Source organism: Pseudoxanthomonas putridarboris (assembly GCF_038321125.1).
In the GTDB taxonomy this organism is placed as follows: domain Bacteria; phylum Pseudomonadota; class Gammaproteobacteria; order Xanthomonadales; family Xanthomonadaceae; genus Pseudoxanthomonas_A; species Pseudoxanthomonas_A putridarboris.
This window is the reverse complement of sequence record NZ_JBBWWT010000005.1, coordinates 153,012-173,198: the sequence shown is the minus strand read 5'-3', so window position 1 is coordinate 173,198 and position 20,187 is coordinate 153,012. Positions and strand designations below refer to the sequence as shown.

Genomic DNA, 20,187 nt, shown 5'->3' with positions numbered 1-20,187 from the left:
GTCCCGGTCCATGGCGCTCGGCGCGTACTCGGCCAGGCGCCAGCTTGCATGCCCGTGGTGTTGCGGCCATGCTGCGGCGGCGGTCGGCGACGACGATGACCGCGCTTCCATGTTTCTTCGCGCCGAAGGGGAGTCGTACGCGATGCAGGCATCAGTGTTGACCAATCTTCTACTGCCGCTGGCCCTGGGCATCATCATGCTGGGGCTGGGGCTGGGACTGACCACCGATGATTTCCGTCGCGTCGCGCGCTACCCGCGGGCGGTGCTGATCGGCCTGGGCCTGCAGACGCTGGTGCTGCCGTGGGCGGCCTTCGGGCTGGCGCTGGGCTTCGGGCTGCCGGCCGAACTCGCCGTCGGCCTGATGCTGCTGGCCGCCTCGCCCGGCGGCGCCACCGCCAACATCTACAGCCACCTTGCCCGCGGCGACGTGGCGTTGAACATCACCCTGACCGCGATCAACAGCCTGCTGTGCCTGCTGACGCTGCCGGTGATCCTTAACCTGTCGCTGGAATACTTCCTGGGCGCCGGCCAGTACGTCCCGCCACCGACGAAAAAAGTCGTGGAAGTGGCCGTCATCATCCTGCTGCCTGTGGCGCTGGGCATGGTGCTGCGCGCCAAGGCGCCCGCGTTCTCCGCCCGCATGGAGAAACCCATCCGGCTGCTGTCGGTGCTGGTGCTGGCCTTGCTGGTGATCGCGGCGGTGGCGCAGGAATGGAAGACGCTGACGGCCTACTTCGCCGTCGTCGGCCTGGCCTGCCTGTTGTTCAACCTGGCCAGCATGGGCGCGGGCTACGCAGCGCCGCTGGCGTTGCGCCTGCCGAAGAAGCAGGCCATCGCCATCGCGATGGAGATCGGCATCCACAACGGCACGCTGGCCATCTTCATCGCGCTCAACGTACTGAACAACCCCACCGTCGCGGTGCCGGCGGCGGTCTACAGCCTGCTGATGTTCGTCACCGCCGCCGTGTTCGCATGGTGGGTGTCGCGCGGACAAGCGCAAGCAGCAGCAAACTGACCGAATCCATCGGGGTGGGAGCGGCCTCCGGCCGCGAGCCTTGCTTGCATCCGCATGAAAAGCTCGCGGCCGGAGGCCGCTCCCACAGGACTCACTCCCACCGGGCTATCGCGCCCCGCTGTCGGTTTCCAGTCCCACGTTGGTGGACGCCGCTTCGTAGACCTCCCTGTCGAGCAGGCCGGTCTCCTTGGCCACCAGCACCGGCACCAGCATCTGTCCGGTCACGTTGGTCATGGTGCGCATCATGTCGAGGATGCGGTCGATGGCGACCAGCAGGCCGATGCCTTCCAGCGGCAGGTTGGCCGCGCTGAGCACCAACGTGACCATGACGATGGCGGTGCCCGGCACGCCGGCGGTGCCGAAGCTGCCCAGTACCGAGGCCAGCAGGATGACGAAGTACTGGTTCACCGACAGGTCCAGCCCGAAGTACTGCGCCACGAAGATCGACGTCAGTGCCGGAAAGATCGCGCCGCAGCCATCCATCTTGATGCTGGCGCCCAACGGCACGGCGAACGCGGCATAGTCCTTGTCCACCCCCAGGTTATGGGTGACGCTGCGGATGGCGACGGGCATCGAGGCGAAGCTGGAGGAACTGACGAACGCCACCTGCATGCCCGGCGCGGCGCCGCGGAAGAACTTCCAAGGGTTCAACCCATGCGCCAGCAGCAGGCCGCCGTAGACGAACAGGATGTGCAGCGCGCAGGCCAGATACAGCGCGCCGACGAAGCTGCCCAGCGGCAGCAGCTTCTCGAAACCGTACGTGCCCACCAGGGAACCGATCAGGCCGAACGTGCCCAGCGGGGTCATCTCCAGCACGAAGCGGGTGACCTGCACCATGGTGTCGCTGGCCTCGCCCGCCAGCTTGCGCAACCCGGCGCTGCGTTCGCCCAGCTTGACCAGCGCGAAGCCGAGCAGGCCGGCGAAGAAGATCACCTGCAGGATCTTGCCGTCGGTCAACGCCTTGAACGGATTGGCCGGCACGATGTCCAGCAGCACCTGCACCGGCGTGGGCACCTCGCGCACCTGGTAGTCCGGCGCCATCATCAACCCGGTCAGGCCCTTGCCCGGCTGCACCACCCAGCCCACGGCCAACCCCACGCAGACCGCCAGCGCGGCCGTGGCGGCGAACCACAGGAACGTGCGCCCGCCCAGCGCGGCGAGGGACTTCTGCCCGTGCAGGCTGGACACCGCGTTGACCACGGCGAAGAACACCAGCGGCACCGCGATCATCTTGATCAGGGTGACGTACAGGTCGCCCAGCGGTTTCAGCCAGGTCCCCGCCGCCGGACCCAGCATCCAACCGGCCAGCGCACCCAGCACGAAGCCGGCCGCCACGCGTTGCCAGAACGGGATCTTCAACCAGGCGGACACCAGCTTCATGCATCGACGGCTCGGAAAATGGGGCCCGGCACCTTAGCTCATGCCGCCGGGCCATGCGACGGCGCGGCTGGAATGCCGGGTGTCATGAGCAGGACACTGTACGCGCGGCATAATGAGCGGCCTGCCTCGAATGGGTCCCTTATGCTCCTGCGCCCCCTTGCCCTGCCTTTCGCCAGCCTGACCCTGATCACCGTACTGGCCGGTTGCGCCAGCGCCGCCGGCCCGCGCACCGCCTCCTCGTCCACCGTCGTCGACGTACCCGCGATCGCCCACCCGGACGGGGAAACCCCGCAATGGTGGTACCGCAGCGGTGCCGCGCGCGCGGCCGCCAATGGCGCCATGCGGGGACGCGCGAAGAACGTCATCGTGTTCCTGGGCGACGGCATGAGCCTGACCACCGTGGCCGCCGCGCGCATCCTGGAAGGCCAGCGCAAGGGCGACCCCGGCGAAGAGAACCTGCTGTCGTGGGAGCGCTTCCCGCATACCGCCTTCAGCAAGACCTACAACACCGATTCGCAGACACCCGATTCGGCCGGCACCATGACCGCCATCGCCAGCGGCGTGAAGACGCACATGGGCGCGATCGGCGTGTCCGCCGGACACAAGGAAGACTGTGCCGACAGCCTGTCCAAGCACGTGCTCAGCTGGCTGGAACTGGCCGACAGCGCCGGCCTGGCCACCGGCGTCGTCACCACCGCCCGCCTGACCCATGCCACGCCCGCGGCGACCTATGCGCACGTGCCGCACCGCGACTGGGAAAACGACACCGACCTGCCGCCGGAAGCCCTCGCGGCGGGCTGCCGCGACATCGCCCACCAACTGCTGGCCTCCGCGCGTTTCGGCCGCGGCCCCACCGTCGCATTGGGCGGCGGGCGCGGCAAGTTCATGCCCGTCGAGGAACGCGACCCCGAATACGACGACCTGGTCGGCCAGCGCCTGGACGGCCGCAACCTGCCCGCCGAATGGCAGCAGGCGAACCCGCAGGGCGCCTACGTGTGGAATACCGACCAGCTGCGCGCCGCCGCCGATGCGCCGCAACTGCTGGGCCTGTTCGAATACGACCACATGCAGTTCGAACACGACCGCCCGAACGACCGCGCCGGCGAGCCCTCGCTGGCCGAGCTGACCCGCGCCGCCATCCATACGCTGTCGCGCAACCCGGAAGGCTTCGTGCTGCTGGTGGAAGGCGCGCGCATCGACCACGCCAACCACTATGGCAACGCCTATCGCGCACTGGACGAAACCATCGCCATGTCGGACGCGGTGCAGGCCGCGCTGGACAGCACCTCGCGCGGGGACACGCTGATACTGGTGACCGCCGATCATTCGCATACGCTCAACTTCGTCGGCTACCCCGTGCGCGGCAACGCCATCCTGGGCAAGGTGCGTGGCCAGGGCAGCGAGGACGACACGCCCGGCGACCTGGCCCGCGACCAGACCGGCCTGACCTTCACCACGCTCAGCTACGCCAACGGTCCCGGCTACACCGGCGCCAGCAACCGCCAGCCCGCCGGCCCGAAGCAGTTCCTGCACGCGCCCAGCAGCGTGGAGGCCGCCGAAGGGCGCCCCGACCTGAGCCACGTGGATACCGAACACCCAGACTACCTGCAGGAATCCCTGGTGCCGCTGAAATCGGAATCGCACGGCGGCGAGGACGTCGGCATCTGGGCCATCGGCCCCGGCAGCGACGCGGTGCGCGGCACGCTGGAACAGAACGTGATCTACCACCTCATCGTGCAGGCCACGCCCAAGCTGCGCCAGCGCCTGTGCGCCGCCAACACCTGCAACACCGACGGCGTGCCGGTGGAACTGCCGAAGCTGACGGATTTCGAGAAGAAGTGACGCCGCGCCGCGCGTCGTGCGAACGGCACGCATCGATCATTCCGTAGGGTGCGCCCCGGCGCACCGCTTCAACCCCGTCGATCGACACGGATGATCGCGATGGTGCGCCAGGGCGCACCCTACGCACGCCCTTGTAGGAGCGGGCCATGCCCGCGATGCTCTGCCGGATGGTAAGGCAGAGCATCGCGCCCATGGGGCGCTCCTACAGATCATGCCGGTACGGCAACGGCTTCCGGCGACGACCGCTGGTTCCTGATGTCCTGCACGATCCTCCCCTGCTCCATCACCAGCACACGGTCGGCACTGGCAATGGTTTCCGGGCGATGTGCCACGATGACCTTGGTCACGTTGAGTTGCCGCACGGCGGCATTGACCAACTGTTCGTTGGCCACATCCAGGTGACTGGTGGCTTCATCCAGGAACAGCAACCGGGGGTTGCGATACAGCGCCCGCGCCAGGATCACGCGCTGCTTCTGTCCCCCCGACAGCGAACTGCCCATGTCGCCGATCAGGCTGTGGTAGCCCATCGGCATCGCGGCGATCTCGTCATGCACGGCAGCCAGCCTGGCAGCCGCTTCGATGCGGGCCTGATCCATTTCAGGATCGAAGAAACTGATGTTGTCGGCCACGCTGCCGGCGAACAGTTGGTCGTCCTGCATCACCGCGCCGACGATGGTGCGGACGTTGCGCGGCCCGATCCTGTGCAGGTCATGACCACCGATGCGGATCATGCCTTCGCTGGGCGGCAACAGCCCCAACAGCAGCTTGACCAGCGTCGTCTTGCCGCAACCTGATGCACCGATGATGGCAATCGCCTCGCCGGGCTCGATGGTGAAGCTGCAATCCTTCAACACCCACGGCTCACCGTCGGCGTAGCGGAACGAGAGGCCCTCCACCTCGATGCGGGTATCGGTCGGCGGTGGTGCTTCGGGCCTGGCGTCCTGCTCCTCCGGCGGCGTCAGCACGATATCGGCCAGTCGCTCACCGTGCAGGCGCAGTACGCGGAACTCCACCCACTTGTCGATCAGCGCGGCCATCCGGCCGGCGAACTGATCCTTGTAGGCCAGATAGGCGATCAGCATGCCCACTGAGAACACGTTCTGCATCGCCAGCACCGCGCCGATCCAGATCACCGCGATACGCTCGACGCCGAACACCAGTTGGCTGGCGCTGTTGAAACCCAGCCCCATACGCGCCAGCCGCACTTCCTGATTGACGGTGTCGTGCATCAGGTTGTCGTAGGTGCTGCGGCGCTGGGATTCCTCGCCAGCCACCTTCAGGCTTTGCATGCCGCGCAGGGACTCCAGCAGATGGGTCTGCTGTTTGGCCCCGGCGACGAGCTGCTGCTCGGTGCGGTCGCGCACCGGACGGTAGGCGATGGCGCGGATGCCCAGGTACAGAACCACGGCCAGCAGGGTGACCAGGGCCAACTTCCAACTGTAGAACAGCATCAGGCCCAGGGTGACCACCGCCATCAAGCCATCGATGAGGGCTTCGACGAAACTGGTGGTCAGCGTGCGCTGGATGGCCTGCACCGACGACATGCGCGACGTGATGTCGCCAAGATGGCGCTTCTCGAAGTAGTCCAGCGGCAGCTTGAGCAGATGGGCGAACACATTGCCCATCCATTGCAGGCCCAGCCGGGACGACAGGTAGACCACCGACCAGCCGCGCAGCAGACTGATGCCGATCTGCAGCAGCAGCGCCAGGCCAAAGCCCAGACCCAGCACGGTCAGCAGGTCGCGGTCGGCGGACACCAGCACCTGGTCCACCACCCACTGCATGTAGAACGGCGCCAGCACCACGAAGACCTGCAAGGCCACTGACAGCAGCAGGATCTGTGCCAGCGCCCGCCACAGACCGAGCACTGGCCCGGTCAGTTGCCGTGCGGTGACGGCAGGCGCGGCTTTTTGAGGTTTGAATTCGGCAGTGGGCGTCAGTTCCAGCGCCACACCGGTGAAATGGTCTGAGACTTCCCTGTAGGAGAGCCTCCGTTCTCCAACCGCGGGGTCAAGAATCGTGACCTTGGATTTGCCGGCCTTGACCAGTACCACAAAGTGGTTGAGGTCCCAGTGCAGGATACAGGGGAGCTTGAGCTTGCCCAGATCTTCCATGTCCAAGCGTAGGGGGCGGACAGAAAATCCCAGCCGTTGGGCGACACCAATCAATTGATTGAGCCTCACCCCCTTGAGTGATTGCGGAAATCGGCGGCGCAGCTCAGACAACCCAATGCGCATTCCATGCGCATTGGCCACCATTGCCAACGAGGCCAGACCACACTCGGCAGCCTCAGATTGCTTGATAACCCTCATACTACCAAATCCTGATCACCGGTGCGTCACCGGCCAGTATCCGCACGCACTCCTGCGCTTCAATCTGCCTAGTTCCGTAGGCATCGGTGTAGCACCAAGCTGGTATCAACACGATGCCGCATTCTTCGACCTCGCCCCTAATGATCGCGATCATTCGGTACTATCCAACGGAGCGCCCCCTGATTCGGCCTGCCCAAAAGACGCACCAAACCCACTGAAGCAACAGCGCTATTGCCAACAGCATCAAGGGCACGAACAGCCGCGAGATCGGCACACTTCCAAACCATTCCAAAGCAAGATAGGTGCGATAGGCAAACACAGCCAAGATTGCCGGAGCGATGCCGCTGACAAACAACGGCGGATCGATCTTACCCGCCAGAATAGCCCCCCAACCACGCCCGGATATTCCCAACATCTTGGTAGCGATGGGTCTACCATCGTCTCTAGCAATTTCGACTTTGTACCACTCGAGCCTGGCCACAAAGTTCATCCAGACAAAGCAGCAGATGGCTACCAGTAAGACTTGGGCAAGGACGCCAATTGCGACGACCGAGCTTGCGTTCAAACCACTCGCAAGCAAAGTTCTCGCTACCGGGTTCGCTTCGCGCGAAAGGTCAGGAGAGTGAATAAGCGTCGCGCAAACATCGAATCCTGCTCCGCCGACAATCACTAGCAGCCCACCCAGCAGGAGCCACGGACGTCCGGGCTTGCTACCGCGCACGACGAACCCAAGTGCGAACCATGCCGCCATGATGAGCCCGATCAAACCCAAAATGTAGAGCAGGAGCTTCAGCCTGTTGTCGAAACCCAACATCGCCAGTAGGCCTAAGCACGCCGACGCCAACGCCGTCCAATAGAATCCCTTGTACTTATCCAATCAAATACTCCCCGAGATCCATGCATCAACAGGCGGACCGGCACCTGCAAGGAGTGCCGGTCCGCCGTCAGTGACTGAGTTACTGTTTCTACTCGTCACCCACTACTTCGCTGCGGTCCTCTTCATTTCGTTCAGGCGTGGTAGCGCACCCACCCAGCAGCGCGGCAGCGGCAACAACGATCAGCACAGGGATAATTCCACCTTCAACTTGCTCGATTTCGGCAACAGCGAGATTACGCATGCAACTACTCCTTGGTTGTTGACGCAGCTTCCCTGCGTCGCGGATGCCGAGGATACTCCCGGCAATTCAGTTGTCTTCTCCTCAATCCTGAGCGAGCTTTCCGCCAATCGAATACAACGGCTCGAAAATCCACTCGATCAGCCGGCGCCTCTCACCCAGAATGTCCGCATCCAGCAACATTCCCGGCTTCAATGCTTCCGGCCGCCCATACGCCGTGATGGCCTGCCGCGCCAGCGACACAGTCACCCGATAGAACGGTTCGCCCTGCTGTGCGTTGCCGATCAGCGCACCTAGTTCGCCGCCGCTCAACGCACTGCGACTGATGCGCTCCACACGTCCTTCCTGATGGCCGAACTTCTGGTACGGATAGGCTTGATAGCGCAACAACACCTTGTCACCTGGTTCGATGAAACCAATGGCACGACTGGGTACCAACAGTTCCGCTTCCAGACGGCCATCGCCCGGCAACAAGCTCAGCAGCGGCTGACCGGCCTGTACCGCCTGTCCCGGCTTGACCACCTGCGTGGCCACCACGCCACTCACTGGAGCGTTGACCACCAGCGCACCGCTGGCCTGGGTCTGCACACGCTCCTGTTCCAGTTGCGCCAACTCACCTTGATAGCTCGCGTCCATGATCTACTACTGATCCGGTAGCACCGTATGACCTGCTGCAGCTGCGCGATCAACAAAAGAACGGAACGCATGCTTCAACATTACCTAATTCCGTAGGCATTGGTGTAGTACCAAGCCGCTATCAAGAGATTGCATACCCCATGACTAATCGCCCTTTGCGCGCTTGTCATCTTTAAGCATAAAGCCGAAAAGCAGAGCAGCATTGATGCTAAAAAAGCCCAAATTACCGAACCCACATGCACTAACGCAAACACACATGAAACGAGCAGTGAAGCCACAATTGCGTGCAGCTTCCCCAGCCCTTCGAGGAGCAAGTGACGAACTACTTTCTCCTCAAATAGCGGGGCCGTAATGAAGGAGGCCGAGAAGCCATACAGCAAAGTAGAAAAAGAAAAATCCGCTAAGCTCCTGAACTCAGTACTATCCAATTTCGGATAACCGAAAAGAACAATCCATGTCAGACCAAGGAAAATTCCAATCATCAGAGATAAAAATAACGATGATATCCCCCACGACTTCCTATCTCGTTCTGGAAAGTAAAACACAAGTATTGCGAACAAGGTCAATTCAACTACTGGCTTCGAAAATTCCGCCCCCAAGGATCTCCCCACCGCTATCAATATCCCTGCCAGCACGGTAGCAACGATGCCCGCAATAAGCATCGCCGACCTCTCATCTATACCTTTTTTTCTCAGATATTCTTTCACTGAGTACGCCATCCCAAGCGAGCTAGACATCCCAGCCCGCCTGGGACTTAGCGCCTATTTAGCCGAGCACCCTGATAGCCAAACCAATCAAACCAATACCACTAAGTGGAGCCACCTTGGAGTACTTAACGGCAGCATCTGCATAGTCAGATAGAAAACCCTCAACTTTAACTGGGGTTCCATCTCCAAGCGTAATCTTAATATCCCCAGCTCCGCCACCACAGACAAAGCCAATTTCATTCGAACTCAATATTTTCATTTCACAGCACTCCTTTTGCTTACACTACATTGACGCAACCCCTGCGCCCTGGGGCCGGATCATCCCGGCAATGCTTCCGGCAAAGTAGTGAACTTCACCCACTACCCACCTTCCCCTTCAGCGAATACAAAGGCTCGAAAATCCACTCGATCAGCCGTCGCTTCTCACCCAGAATGTCCGCATCCAGCAACATTCCCGGTTTCAATGCTTCCGGCCGCCCATACGCCATGATGGCCTGCCGCGCCAAGGACACGGTCACGCGATAGAATGGCTCGCCCTGCTGTGCGTTGCCGATCAGCGCACCTAGTTCGCCGCCACTCAACGCACTGCGACTGATGCGCTCCACACGTCCTTCCTGATGGCCGAACTTCTGGTACGGATAGGCTTGATAGCGCAACAACACCTTGTCACCTGGTTCGATGAAACCAATGGCACGACTGGGTACCAACAGTTCCGCTTCCAGACGGCCATCGCCCGGCAACAAGCTCAGCAGCGGCTGACCGGCCTGTACCGCCTGTCCCGGCTTGACCACCTGCGTGGCCACCACGCCACTCACTGGAGCGTTGACCACCAGCGCCCCGCTGGCCTGGGTCTGCACCCGTTCCTGTTCCAGTTGCGCCAACTCGCCTTGGTAGCTCGCGTCCGTGGCTTGCTGCTGTCCCGGCAACTCCTGCATGGCCTGCTGCAGTTGCGCGATCAGCCGGCGTGTGCCGATGGCCTGCCGTTGCAGCGACTGCATCTGCCCGGTGTAGTCGAGCACGCCGGCTTCCTGCTGTTTGATCTGCAACACGCTGACGTACTGCCCGTCTTCCAGCCTGCGCAGGCGTTCCAGCGTTTCGTTGGCGATGCGGATCTGGTCCTGGCGCGTGGCGACTTCCGATTCGATCTGTGCCAGTTCACGCCGTGCCACCGCCAGTTGCGCGGCCACACCATGTGCCTGCGCCTGCAATTGCCTTTGTTGCGCCTGTTGCACGTTCTGCAAGCCATCCTGCCGCTGCTGCAGGCGCTGCTCCAGGGCCGCCAGGGTGTCGCCACTGGCTACCGTGGCGCGCGGCACCGTCACCAGCACCAACGATGCACCGGCCGCCACCTGCCCGCCTTCCGGTACATCCAGCCTTTCGACCACGCCCGTCGCCGGCGCCAGCACCGTAGCCAACCCCCGCGTGGGAACCAGTTGCCCGGTCACTGTGGAACGACGGGTGTAGGTGCCCAACGTGACGAACAGGACGATTGCGCTGGCGGCAGCCATCGCCACCAGCGTCAACACCCACAGCCGCACCGGTTGTGCCAGCGAAATGCCGCCCAACCAGTTGCCACGCTTGGCATCGAGGACTTCCTGACGAAACAACGACTGCGACATCCGGACTGCGATTCCTTGCTGGGCAGAACCCTGAGCCTCCAAGCTCGCGGGTGCCGAAAACCGATCTGCGCAACAGGGCATTGCCCTGTCTGTTGTCGATCCTTGCCCATGGACCGGGACAGCCGCAAGGGGCGTCGCTTCACAGCGCGCAGGTTTTGCTTGCAATCACATTAACAAGCGCCTTTCGCTTCAATCGCTTGCGATCGTGTGCAAGCGATTCTGTACGGATTGATGCCAATATTGCTTGCATACAAATGTGACTTGCCTTGCAGGTCTTCCGTCGCTAGTTTTGTCATCCGTTCTCATCGGATGAGCCTGCATGAAACTAGCGTTGCGCATCCGCATTGCACGCCAGCAGGTACGACTGTCGCAGGAACAGCTGGCGCTCGAACTCGGCGTGACGCGCGGCGCCGTGGCCAACTGGGAGTGTACGGACGGTGCGTTGCCGGCTTCTTCCCGGCTCGCGAAACTGGCCGAGGTGACCGGTGTTACCTACGAGTGGCTGGCGACCGGACGTGGGCCCATGCTGTCGTCGGCCAAGGACCAGGAAGATATTCCCGCCGTGGAGGCGGAGATGGTCCACGATGCCGATGAGCGCCGCCTGCTGGCGGCTTTCCGGCGAATGTCTGCCGCAAGACGGCAACGCTTCGTCTTGCAACTCGAGGCAGACCTGATGACCCGTCATAAGGCGAGCCGCTGAAACGCGCACAAAGGTTCACGATGGACGCATGCGACCACGCTGCACGGCGTGCCGGTGGAACTGCCGAAGCTGGTGGATTTCGAGAAGGAATGACCGCACGCACCGCGTGCCGTGCGCAGCGCGTCACTTCGTAGGGTGCGCCCCGGCGCACCACCACGCTCGACCAACTCATCATGGTCGACCGGCGGAAGAGGAGCGGTGCGCCAGGGCGCACCCTACGCATGCGTTTGTAGGAGCGGGCCATGCCCGCGATGCCTTTGATCGTCGAACGGCCAGCGAAGAGCATCGCGCCCAAGGGCGCTCCTGCAGGCAGGGTGGTCTGGATTTCAGAACGGCTTGGCCAGCACCAGCCACACCACGGCGATCAGCAGGAACACCGGCGCTTCATTGAACACGCGCAGCTTGAATGAGGACGGCAGCGGCCTGCCCTTCTCCACGCCCTTCAGCCAGCGCCCGGCGATGATGAAGTGCGCCAGCATCAGCACCACCAGCGTCAGCTTGGCGTGCAGCCAGCCGCCGGCGATGCCGAAGTACAACCACAGCACCACGCCCAGGATCATCGCGATGCCGAACATGTTGTGGCCGAAGCGGTACAGCTTGCGTCCCATCAGCACCAGCCGCAGTTGCACGTCGGCCTGGCCCTGGGTCTCGGCCAGGTTGACCAGGATGCGCGGCAGGTAGAACACCGTTGCCATCCATGCGATAACGAACACGAGGTGGAAGGTCTTGACCCAGGGATAGAGACTGGCTTTGTCCATGCTGGCGATCCGCGACGGAGAAGATGCGTACAGGATACCCGGGGACGGCTTGCCCCTCATCCGCCCTTCGGGCACCTTCTCCCGGCGTGCGGGAGAAGGAGTTCCGCGAATGCACCTCCATTCCTCTCCCAATCGATTTCTCCTACACCCATGAACAAGCACTACGATGCCGCCTATTTCCAACGTTGGTACCGCCGTGGCGACATCGGCGGCGCAGCGCGGCTGGCGCGCAAGATGGCGCTGGCGGTGGCGGTGGCCGAATACCACCTGGAGCGCCCCGTCCGCACCGTCCTGGACATCGGCTGCGGCGAAGGCGCGTGGCGTGCGCCGCTGTTGAAGCTGCGGCCCAGGCTGCACTACCTGGGCTTCGACAGCAGCGAATATGCGATCAAGCGCTACGGCCGCACGCGCAACCTGCACTACGCGCGCTTCGAGGATTTCCAGTACCTGCGCCCGTGCGCGCCGGTCGACCTGCTGGTGTGCGCGGACGTGCTGCACTACCTGCCCACGCGCGAGCTGCGCCGGGGGCTGCCGGGGCTGGCGGAACTGTGCGGTGGCGTCGCGTTCCTGGAAACCTTCACGAAGGAAGACGAATTCGAGGGCGACCAGGCTGGCTTCCAGTCCCGTTCGTCGGCATGGTACCGGCGGCAATTCCAGGGCCATGGCCTGCAACCAATAGGCGACCATTGCTGGCTGGGCCCTGTCCTGGCGGGCGATACGGCCGCGCTGGAGTCGTTCGATTGATCCCGTCCGCCTTGTCCGCTAACTGAACAGGCACACGCGGCCATCACGCCTTTGCGGTATGCTGCGCCGCAGCACCATGCACCAAAAGTGGGATCAGACCGGCCATGACCTTGTACCAACTGCACGAACTCGGACGCGCTTGGATGGCGCCGCTGGCCTACATGGCCGAAGCGAACGCGCGCATCTTCTCCACGCCCAGCAGTTGGCTGTCCAACGTGCCCGGCGCCGAGCGCATCGCCGCCGGCAACGAGCTGATCTACCGCATCGGCAAGGACTACGAAAAACCGGCGTGGGAGATCCACGAAGTGCAGACCAACGGCCACACCGTGCCGGTGGTCGAACAGGAAGTGCTGAAGAAACCGTTCTGCCGCCTGCTGCGCTTCAAGCGCTACACCGACGACGCCGAAAGCATCGCTGCGTTGAAGGACGACCCGGTCGTGCTGGTGGTCGCGCCGCTGTCCGGCCACCATGCCACGCTGCTGCGCGACACCGTGCGCACCCTGCTCGTCGACCACAAGGTGTACGTCACCGACTGGGTGGACGCGCGCATGGTGCCGACCTCCGAGGGCGTCTTCGGCCTGGACGACTACGTGGCCTACGTGGAGGAGTTCATCCGCCACATCGGCGCCGAGAAACTGCACGTCATCAGTGTCTGCCAGCCGACCGTGCCGGTGCTGGCCGCCGTCTCGCTGATGGCCGCGCGCGGCGAAGCCACGCCGCGTTCGCTGGTGATGATGGGCGGGCCGATCGATGCGCGCCGCAGCCCCACCGAGGTCAACAGCCTGGCCACGCGTAACCCGCTGTCGTGGTTCGAGAACAACGTGATCCACACCGTGCCGCAGTCCTACCCGGGCGAGGGCCGCAAGGTGTATCCGGGCTTCCTGCAGCACGCCGGCTTCATCGCCATGAACCCCAGCCGCCACTTCATGTCGCACTGGGATTTCTACGCCGACCTGGTGAAGGGCGACCTTCAGGACGCCGAATCGCACCGCAAGTTCTACGACGAATACAACGCCGTGCTGGACATGCCGGCGGAGTACTACCTGGACACCATCCACACCGTATTCCAGGAATTCCTGCTGCCGCGCGGCAAGTGGAAGATCGACGGCGAACTGGTGCAGCCGGCCGCGATCAAGAAGACCGCCCTGCTCTCCATCGAGGGCGAGCTGGACGACATCTCCGGCCTGGGCCAGACTGCCGCCGCGCACGACCTGTGCACCGGCATCGCCAAGGCGCACCACAAGCACATCACCGTGGAAGGCGCCGGCCACTACGGCATCTTCAGCGGCCGCCGCTGGCGCGAGAAAGTCTATCCGCAGGTGCGCGACTTCATCGCCAGGTACGCGGGCTGACCCATCGCACTTGTGGGAGCGACGTCAGTCGCGACGATGACACATGTCATGTGCCAACCTCATCACCACGAAGAAGCCGCCCGATGGGCGGCTTCTTCGTTCGCGACTCACGTCGCTCCCACAGCATGGCGTCACACCACCGGGGTGCGCACCAGCAGATGCTTGGCCAGCCAACCATGGAACCGGCCGACGGCGCGGGCCAGGTGCAGGGTGGCGAACAGCAGCACGACGCCAAGCGCCGCCAGCAGCGGGAACAACCACCATGCGTTGCCCGCGCCCATATCCACGCCGTCGATGTACAGGCTGTAGCCGGGATACTGGAACAGGCCGGCCAGCGGAACGAAGACCAGCGACAGGGAAATGGCCAGCAAGGTCACCACGACCGTGAAGTAGGCGATGCCCAATGGCATCAGCAGCAGCATGTAGCCCATCGCCGTCCAGGTGCGGCCATCGGTGAACAGTTCCTTGAGCCGCGTCAGCCAGGGCTTGTCGCGCTGCGTGTACAGCGGACGGCGCGGCATGCGCTCGCCCAGCAGCACTTCCACGATGCGGCCTTCCACCAGCGACAGTACGCGCACCGACATCAGGAACAGCAACAGCAGCGGGATGCCGATGATCAGGATCAGCAAGCCGGCCGACAGGCTGGCGCCGGTCACCACCCAGGTGAAATAGAACATGCCGGTGGCCAGCGACAACAGCATGTAGAACAGCGCACCGTAGGTATACGGATCCGCGGCCACGCCGAAGAAACGACCCGCCAGCGATTTGCGTTTCGGCGGTGCCGGCGCGCGCAACGCGCGGTTCACCGTCACCTCGGTTTCGCGGTAGATCCCGGCCACTTCTTCCGGCGCGCCATAACTGCCGGCGACCGAGGCGATGACCTCGGCCTCGCTTTTGCCCGCCTGTTCGGCCAGTTCGGCGCGCAGGTATTCCTCCGCGTCGTACAGGGCGTCCTGGATCATCGCCTTGTCCGCGCCGCTCAGCGCCGCGCGCAACTGCTCCAGGTACTCGGGGATGGTGGTGGGCAGGCGCCAGCCGGTGGATGTGGTGGTGTTCATGCGGGTATCCCCTCCAAGACGGAATCAACGGAATCGCGGGTGGCGCGCCAGGCGGCGGCCCAGGTCTGCAGGGTCTGCCGACCCATCTGCGTGATGCGGTAGTAGCGCCGAGGCGGCCCGGCGACGGAAGGCTCGACGAAGCTGTCCAGCAACCCGCCGCCTTCCAGGTTGCGCAGTACCGGATACAGGGCGCTCTGCTTGCCGCTCAGCACGCCCTCGCCCACGCGCTCCAGTTGCTTGGCGATCAGGTAGCCGTACAGCGGCTCCCCGGCGCGCGCCAGCACGGCCAGCAGCGCCAGCGACACGGTGCCGGCACTGAGTTCCTTCTGGAACTTCTTCAATTGTGCGTCGAAATCGCTCATGGCTCCTCCCGTGCGGGTCTACCGCTAGGTTGGAGACGATGCTATTGCGAAGTTTGATATAGCGAATGTGCCAGTAGTCACCCCCCGTCCGCACCTCCGGCGAATCATCCCGCCGGACGTGCCACCAGTCGGCAGTCCGGTATCCCGACCCGCTGCGCTGGATCACCGGCGAGCGTCGCCACCACGGAATGCTCGGCGGCGGATTGCCACGGCATGTCGGGCCACCAGCGCGTGGTCCGCTCCCGCGCGGGCTCGATGCTCTGGCCGGGCCGCGGTATGCGGGTATCCACGCCCCGGCAGGCCGCCGCGGCCAGCACGCGCTCGGCCGGCTCCGTCCAGCCGTGGTGCGCCAGCTTGAACAGTGCCCAGTGCACGGGAACCATCACCTCGCCCCGCACGCGGCGATGCGCTTCCACCGCCAGTTCCGGACCCAGGTGCCAGTCCGGCCAGTCGGCGTCGTATTGCCCCGCCTCGATCAGGGTCAGGTCGAACGGACCGAGCCGTTCGCCGATTCGGTCCAGGCTGGAATGGAAGCCGGTGTCGCCGGAGTACCACGCGCGATGCACCGGGCCGGCGATCGCGAAGCCCGCCCATAGCGTGGCGTTGCTTTCCGGGTTGATGCGCCCGGAGGCATGCCGGGCCGGCGTGGCGGTGATGTCGAGCGCGCCGATGCGGACCGACTCCCACCAATCGAGTTCGTGGATGCGCGCGGCCGGGATGCCCCAGGCGCGCAGGTGCGCGCCGACGCCCAGGGGCACGACGAAGCGCACGCGTCGCGCATCCAGCGCTTCCACCGTTTCCCGGTCCAGATGGTCGTAGTGATCGTGCGAGATCAGCACCGCGTCGATCGCGGGCAGGTCTTCCAGCGCCAGCGGCGGCGCGTACCAGCGCGCCGGTCCCAGCCATGCGACCGGCGATGGACGACGGCTCCAGACCGGGTCGATCAACACGCGGGCGCCATCGACTTCCAGCAGCATCGAGGAGTGGCCGAACCAGGTGAAGCGCAGTCCGCTCGCCGGCGGCGTGGCGAAGACCCGGCCATCATGGGCCACCACCGGCACCGGCGTGTCGGGCGCGCTGCCCGGCGTGGACGCGAACGAACGCCGCAAGGCGCTGCCGGTGTCGTTCCATATCGGCTCCGCGTTGTGGAAACGGCCATCGTGCCATTGCGGCGAATCCTCGATGCGCGCCTGTTGCGCGGCATCGGGCTTGCCGCCGAACGAAGCGCAACTGCCCAGCAACGTGGCCACGATGCCCGCGACGGCCAGCGCGACGATCAGCACGGCGCCACGCCGCACCCATCGCCGGCCGGCATTGCGGGAAACGGGACCGCGTGGATCATCCATGGCGTGAGGCCTCTTCGATGTCGCGGGCCGCCAGAACGGATTCCGGCCAGCCGTGCCGCGCCAGCGCCAGCATCGCCTTCCCCATCGTCTCGGTGGTGGCCAGGCTGTGCGGGAACCAGCGCCGCAGCAGCGGCAGGACTGGCGCCATCGCCGTGTAGAGCCAGCGATAGGCGCGCGTGCTGGAGCGCGCACCGTGCAGCGGCTGGATCGCACCGGGCCGCAGCAGGTAAACCGCCTTGAACGGCAATCGCTTCAATGCGTTCTCGGTGCGGCCTTTCACCCGCGCCCACATCGCGCGACCGCGTTCGCTGTCGTCGGTGCCCGCGCCGGACACGTAGACGAAGGTCATCGCCGGGTTGAGCCGCACCAGCACGTGGGCGGCGGACAACGTCAGGTCATGGGTGATGCGGGTGTAGCCCGCCTCGTCCATGCCGCCCGCCGACACGCCCAGGGTGAAGAAGCAGGCGTCGTAGTCGCGCAGTTGTTCCTCCACCGCGCCGTACTCGAACAGGTCCGCCTGCACGATCTCGCGCAGCTTGGGATGGTTGACGCCGGAAGGCGTGCGGCCGACCACCAGCACCTGCGCCACGTCGTCGGCCAGCAGGCACTCGCGCAACACGCCCTGGCCGACCATGCCGGTGGCGCCGAACAGGATCACCCTCACGGCTGCGCCTCCTTGTCCAGGGGCCAGCGCACGCCGGCCAGTTCTGCGGAAACCTTCCACAGCCGCGCGGCGACTTCCTCGTCCCGCGCACGGCGGCCGATCGTGGCCTCGCCTACGGGCCCTTTCATCTCGAACATCCGTTGCGGGCCGTAGTAACCGGCCGGTTTCGCCTGCGGCGAGGTCGCGGCGAACAGCGTCGGCAGCGCGCCCTCGGCCGCCGACTGCGACGCCCAGGGCGCCATCCACCGGGTCATCCGCTCGTTGAGGGTGGTGCGGTCGCCGATGCGTCCGAGGTCCGCGCCGGCGCTCTGCAGACCGGTGCGCGCGAAACCCGGATGCGCGGCGTTGCTCAGCAGCCCCCAGCCGTAGCGGTCGCCACGCCGCTGCAGTTCGAACGCGAACAGCAGCATCGCCAGTTTCGACTGCGCGTACGCGGGCCACGGCATGTAACCGCGCTGCCATTGCAGGTCCTCGAAATGGATCGCCGCCTGCAGGCGATGGGCGCCGCTGGCGACGCTGACCACGCGCGGCCGCGAGCCGTTGCGCAACAACGGCAGCAGCCGCGCGGTCAGGGCGAAGTGCGCCAGGTAGTTGCTGCCGAACTGGAGTTCGAAGCCGTCTTCCGTTTCCTGCCGCGTCGGCGGCGTCATCACGCCGGCGTTGTTGACCAGCAGGTCGAGGCGTCCATGCGCATCGGCGAAGCGTTCGGCGAAGGCGCGCACCGATGCCAGGCTGCACAGGTCCAGGTGCATGTACCGGACCTGCGCGCGCGGGTGGCGTGCAAGGATGCCGCGCAGCGCCACGTCGCCCTTCGCATCGCTGCGGCCGGCCAGCACCACCTCCGCGCCCGCGCCGGCCAGGGCCAGCGCGGTCTCGTAGCCGATCCCGCCGGTCGCGCCGGTGACGACCGCCAGGCGGCCGCGCTGGTCGGGAATATCCGAGGCATTCCAGCTCATTTCAGCCCCTTCAGGGCATCCAGGCCCTGCGGAAGCTGCGCACCGGGGAAATGCGTGGACAGCGTGGCGTCGCGCCATGCCTCGCGTTCGGCGTCGCGCTGCGCCTCGGACTGCGTGCACACGTACAGCGCATCGCCGCCCAGCAGCAGGCGCAGCGGCAGGTCGTCGCGATCGGACAGCTCCACGATCAGGTCGGCGATGCGCATGGGATCGCCGATCTCGTGGCCGACGTAGGCGCCGAGCAATTCCAGCGTCCGGCCGACCGAAGGCTCGTAGTCCGGCATCAGGTCGGCCAGGCCGCGTCGCGCCTCGTGTCCCCATTCGGTCCTCATGCCGCCCGGCTCCAGCGTGCAGACGCGGATGCCCAAGTGCGCCACTTCCTTGGCCAGCACGTCGCTGAAGCCGCCCACCGCCCACTTCGCCGCCTGGTAGGCCGACAGGCCGGGCGTGGACGTGCGCCCGCCCACCGACGATACCTGGAAGACGTGGCCGCCGCGCTGCGCGCGCAGGTGCGGCAGCACGGCGCGGGTCACGTTCACCACGCCCAGGAAATTGGTGCGGAACTGCGCGTCGAAATCCTCCGGCGCCATCTGTTCGAACGGTGCGGTGTGTCCATAGCCGGCGTTGTTCACCAGCACGTCCAGGCGGCCGAACGCCGCCAGGGTTTCGTCCACCGCGCGCACGGCGGCGCCGGGGTCGTCCACGTCCAGCGCGATCGCGCGCACGGCGGTGCCGTAGCGCGCCACCACGTCGGACAACGCGCCCGGATCGCGCGCAGTGGCGGCCACGCGGTGTCCGCGCGCCAGTGCCGCCAGCGCGATGCGGCGCCCCAGGCCACGGGAGGCGCCGGTGATCAGCCAGGTCTTGCTCATGGGAATGCTCCTTTGCATGTGGAAACACCCTTTTTTATTGAGCGATCAATCACTCATTAAAAAGGAGAAAAAAAAACTCAACCGGAGTGCAGCGTCCGCCAGAAGGCGGCGAAGCCGGTATCGCTGAAGGACCTGCGCTTGCGCGGATGCGCGGCGATGAAATCCATCGTGGCCTCGGCCATCGCGCCCAGCAGCGATGCCTTGAACGCGAGCGTCTCCTCGCTGTCGGTGCCGGCTATTTCATGCAGCAGCGCATTGACCTCGACGAACGTCGCCGTGACGGCGGCGCGCGTCTCCGGGGCGATGCGCTCGGAGACGCCCAGTTGCCGCATCGCCAGCCGGTCCTGCGGATGCGCGACGCCCCAGGCCACATAGCGCGCCCAGACATGGTGCGCCCGCGCCTTCGCGTCGGCGCCGCGCGGATAGTCTTCCAGCATGGCCAGGCCCAGGCTGCCCTTCAGTTCGCGGTAGAGCTGGTTCAGCAGTTCGTCCTTGTCGCCGAAGTAGGTGAACAGCGTCCCTTCGGCCACGCCGGCCTCCCTGGCGATCCGCGCCGTCGGCGCGCTGGTGCCCTGCTCCGCGATCACTTTCGTGGCGGCGGCCAGGATGGCGTTGCGCTTGTCTTCGCTGCGGGGACGCGCCACGGCGGGGCCTCAATAATGAGTGATTGCTCAATCATAATTATGCCGCGACGGATTGCAAGACCGTTCGTCGGTTTGTCTGCGCGCCCCGGGTCGGCAAGAATCGGG

The 20,187-nt window shown here is 65.0% G+C and carries 20 protein-coding genes and 1 pseudogene; 5 read left to right on the top strand and 16 right to left on the bottom strand.

The annotated features are described in order from the left end of the window. The first annotated feature begins 157 nt into the window (after positions 1-157). Positions 158-1,015, top strand: coding sequence for a bile acid:sodium symporter family protein (locus AAD027_RS12525; RefSeq protein WP_341726349.1), 858 nt, complete (start codon positions 158-160; stop codon positions 1,013-1,015). Between the two features lie 105 nt (positions 1,016-1,120). On the opposite strand, the gene AAD027_RS12520 is transcribed toward AAD027_RS12525, so the two are convergent. After that, the gene (locus AAD027_RS12520; RefSeq protein WP_341726348.1) at positions 1,121-2,395 is read right to left on the bottom strand and encodes a dicarboxylate/amino acid:cation symporter; all 1,275 of its coding nucleotides are present in this window, start codon (positions 2,393-2,395) and stop codon (positions 1,121-1,123) included. A gap of 141 nt (positions 2,396-2,536) precedes the next feature. On the opposite strand from AAD027_RS12520, the gene AAD027_RS12515 reads away from it, so the two are divergent. After that, on the top strand, positions 2,537-4,237 hold the full coding sequence (locus tag AAD027_RS12515) for an alkaline phosphatase family protein (protein WP_341726347.1): 1,701 nt from the start codon (positions 2,537-2,539) through the stop codon (positions 4,235-4,237). A 209-nt stretch (positions 4,238-4,446) separates the two neighbouring features. Here AAD027_RS12515 and AAD027_RS12510 read toward each other — a convergent pair whose 3' ends face one another. The 7 genes and pseudogenes from AAD027_RS12510 to AAD027_RS12480 form a co-directional block, all read right to left on the bottom strand. Continuing rightward, on the bottom strand, positions 4,447-6,549 hold the full coding sequence (locus tag AAD027_RS12510) for a peptidase domain-containing ABC transporter (RefSeq protein WP_341726346.1): 2,103 nt from the start codon (positions 6,547-6,549) through the stop codon (positions 4,447-4,449). Positions 6,550-6,709: 160 nt separating this feature from the next. Next, the gene (locus AAD027_RS12505; protein WP_341726345.1) at positions 6,710-7,426 is read right to left on the bottom strand and encodes a hypothetical protein; all 717 of its coding nucleotides are present in this window, start codon (positions 7,424-7,426) and stop codon (positions 6,710-6,712) included. An 88-nt stretch (positions 7,427-7,514) separates the two neighbouring features. After that, positions 7,515-7,667: a class IIb bacteriocin, lactobin A/cerein 7B family gene (locus AAD027_RS12500; protein ID WP_341726344.1), complete on the bottom strand. Its 153-nt coding sequence runs from the start codon at positions 7,665-7,667 to the stop codon at positions 7,515-7,517. An 81-nt stretch (positions 7,668-7,748) separates the two neighbouring features. Then, a pseudogene (locus tag AAD027_RS12495) lies at positions 7,749-8,273 on the bottom strand (beta-barrel domain-containing protein); the annotation flags it as partial. Positions 8,274-8,380: 107 nt separating this feature from the next. Continuing rightward, entirely contained in the window at positions 8,381-9,007 is a 627-nt protein-coding gene (locus AAD027_RS12490) for a CPBP family glutamic-type intramembrane protease (RefSeq protein WP_341726343.1), read from the bottom strand. A gap of 58 nt (positions 9,008-9,065) precedes the next feature. After that, on the bottom strand, positions 9,066-9,266 hold the full coding sequence (locus tag AAD027_RS12485; protein WP_341726342.1) for a hypothetical protein: 201 nt from the start codon (positions 9,264-9,266) through the stop codon (positions 9,066-9,068). 94 nt (positions 9,267-9,360) lie between these two features. Beyond that, positions 9,361-10,626 (bottom strand): HlyD family secretion protein, encoded by a 1,266-nt coding sequence (locus tag AAD027_RS12480; RefSeq protein ID WP_341726341.1) that lies wholly within the window; start codon positions 10,624-10,626, stop codon positions 9,361-9,363. Positions 10,627-10,945: 319 nt separating this feature from the next. Between AAD027_RS12480 and AAD027_RS12475 the strand changes: the two genes are divergently transcribed. Next, a complete protein-coding gene (locus AAD027_RS12475) occupies positions 10,946-11,326 on the top strand; it encodes a helix-turn-helix transcriptional regulator (protein WP_341726340.1) in 381 nt (126 codons plus the stop codon). Between the two features lie 326 nt (positions 11,327-11,652). Here AAD027_RS12475 and AAD027_RS12470 read toward each other — a convergent pair whose 3' ends face one another. Further along, positions 11,653-12,084, bottom strand: a complete 432-nt coding sequence (locus AAD027_RS12470) for a CopD family protein (RefSeq protein ID WP_341726339.1) — start codon at positions 12,082-12,084, stop codon at positions 11,653-11,655. Between the two features lie 150 nt (positions 12,085-12,234). Here AAD027_RS12470 and AAD027_RS12465 point away from each other — a divergent pair, with 150 nt between their 5' ends. Together AAD027_RS12465 and AAD027_RS12460 are read left to right on the top strand one after the other, a co-directional pair. Continuing rightward, complete coding sequence (locus AAD027_RS12465; protein ID WP_341726338.1) at positions 12,235-12,828, top strand: class I SAM-dependent DNA methyltransferase; 594 nt, start codon at positions 12,235-12,237, stop codon at positions 12,826-12,828. A gap of 104 nt (positions 12,829-12,932) precedes the next feature. Next, positions 12,933-14,180 (top strand): polyhydroxyalkanoate depolymerase, encoded by a 1,248-nt coding sequence (locus AAD027_RS12460; protein ID WP_341726337.1) that lies wholly within the window; start codon positions 12,933-12,935, stop codon positions 14,178-14,180. Positions 14,181-14,311: 131 nt separating this feature from the next. On the opposite strand, the gene AAD027_RS12455 is transcribed toward AAD027_RS12460, so the two are convergent. The 7 genes from AAD027_RS12455 to AAD027_RS12425 all read right to left on the bottom strand — a co-directional run bounded on the left by AAD027_RS12455 (position 14,312) and on the right by AAD027_RS12425 (position 20,082). Next, the gene (locus AAD027_RS12455; protein WP_341726336.1) at positions 14,312-15,238 is read right to left on the bottom strand and encodes a sensor domain-containing protein; all 927 of its coding nucleotides are present in this window, start codon (positions 15,236-15,238) and stop codon (positions 14,312-14,314) included. Further along, the gene (locus AAD027_RS12450; protein ID WP_341726335.1) at positions 15,235-15,600 is read right to left on the bottom strand and encodes a PadR family transcriptional regulator; all 366 of its coding nucleotides are present in this window, start codon (positions 15,598-15,600) and stop codon (positions 15,235-15,237) included. Before AAD027_RS12450 ends, AAD027_RS12455 begins: the two co-directional genes overlap by 4 nt. A gap of 104 nt (positions 15,601-15,704) precedes the next feature. Next, a complete protein-coding gene (locus AAD027_RS12445) occupies positions 15,705-16,946 on the bottom strand; it encodes an MBL fold metallo-hydrolase (RefSeq protein ID WP_341726334.1) in 1,242 nt (413 codons plus the stop codon). After that, positions 16,939-17,610 carry an NAD(P)H-binding protein gene (locus AAD027_RS12440; RefSeq protein WP_341726333.1) on the bottom strand — a complete coding sequence of 224 codons (672 nt, stop codon included), beginning with the start codon at positions 17,608-17,610 and terminating at the stop codon, positions 16,939-16,941. The genes AAD027_RS12445 and AAD027_RS12440 overlap by 8 nt, the downstream gene beginning before the upstream one ends. Beyond that, on the bottom strand, positions 17,607-18,566 hold the full coding sequence (locus tag AAD027_RS12435) for an SDR family oxidoreductase (protein ID WP_341726332.1): 960 nt from the start codon (positions 18,564-18,566) through the stop codon (positions 17,607-17,609). Before AAD027_RS12435 ends, AAD027_RS12440 begins: the two co-directional genes overlap by 4 nt. Next, positions 18,563-19,438: an SDR family NAD(P)-dependent oxidoreductase gene (locus tag AAD027_RS12430; protein ID WP_341726331.1), complete on the bottom strand. Its 876-nt coding sequence runs from the start codon at positions 19,436-19,438 to the stop codon at positions 18,563-18,565. The genes AAD027_RS12435 and AAD027_RS12430 overlap by 4 nt, the downstream gene beginning before the upstream one ends. A gap of 77 nt (positions 19,439-19,515) precedes the next feature. Continuing rightward, positions 19,516-20,082 carry a TetR/AcrR family transcriptional regulator gene (locus tag AAD027_RS12425; protein ID WP_341726330.1) on the bottom strand — a complete coding sequence of 189 codons (567 nt, stop codon included), beginning with the start codon at positions 20,080-20,082 and terminating at the stop codon, positions 19,516-19,518. Between the last annotated feature and the right edge of the window lie 105 nt (positions 20,083-20,187).

What these genes read in the sequence shown, in the direction of transcription:
- AAD027_RS12465 (WP_341726338.1), top strand. Translation starts at nt 12,235, where the DNA reads ATGAACAAGCACTACGATGCCGCCTATTTCCAACGTTGGTACCGCCGT.
- AAD027_RS12500 (WP_341726344.1), bottom strand. Translation starts at nt 7,667, where the DNA reads ATGCGTAATCTCGCTGTTGCCGAAATCGAGCAAGTTGAAGGTGGAATT.
- AAD027_RS12450 (WP_341726335.1), bottom strand. Translation starts at nt 15,600, where the DNA reads ATGAGCGATTTCGACGCACAATTGAAGAAGTTCCAGAAGGAACTCAGT.
- AAD027_RS12470 (WP_341726339.1), bottom strand. Translation starts at nt 12,084, where the DNA reads ATGGACAAAGCCAGTCTCTATCCCTGGGTCAAGACCTTCCACCTCGTG.
- AAD027_RS12510 (WP_341726346.1), bottom strand. Translation starts at nt 6,549, where the DNA reads ATGAGGGTTATCAAGCAATCTGAGGCTGCCGAGTGTGGTCTGGCCTCG.
- AAD027_RS12520 (WP_341726348.1), bottom strand. Translation starts at nt 2,395, where the DNA reads ATGAAGCTGGTGTCCGCCTGGTTGAAGATCCCGTTCTGGCAACGCGTG.
- AAD027_RS12455 (WP_341726336.1), bottom strand. Translation starts at nt 15,238, where the DNA reads ATGAACACCACCACATCCACCGGCTGGCGCCTGCCCACCACCATCCCC.
- AAD027_RS12480 (WP_341726341.1), bottom strand. Translation starts at nt 10,626, where the DNA reads ATGTCGCAGTCGTTGTTTCGTCAGGAAGTCCTCGATGCCAAGCGTGGC.
- AAD027_RS12460 (WP_341726337.1), top strand. Translation starts at nt 12,933, where the DNA reads ATGACCTTGTACCAACTGCACGAACTCGGACGCGCTTGGATGGCGCCG.
- AAD027_RS12430 (WP_341726331.1), bottom strand. Translation starts at nt 19,438, where the DNA reads ATGAGCAAGACCTGGCTGATCACCGGCGCCTCCCGTGGCCTGGGGCGC.
- AAD027_RS12475 (WP_341726340.1), top strand. Translation starts at nt 10,946, where the DNA reads ATGAAACTAGCGTTGCGCATCCGCATTGCACGCCAGCAGGTACGACTG.
- AAD027_RS12515 (WP_341726347.1), top strand. Translation starts at nt 2,537, where the DNA reads ATGCTCCTGCGCCCCCTTGCCCTGCCTTTCGCCAGCCTGACCCTGATC.
- AAD027_RS12485 (WP_341726342.1), bottom strand. Translation starts at nt 9,266, where the DNA reads ATGAAAATATTGAGTTCGAATGAAATTGGCTTTGTCTGTGGTGGCGGA.
- AAD027_RS12435 (WP_341726332.1), bottom strand. Translation starts at nt 18,566, where the DNA reads ATGAGCTGGAATGCCTCGGATATTCCCGACCAGCGCGGCCGCCTGGCG.
- AAD027_RS12445 (WP_341726334.1), bottom strand. Translation starts at nt 16,946, where the DNA reads ATGGATGATCCACGCGGTCCCGTTTCCCGCAATGCCGGCCGGCGATGG.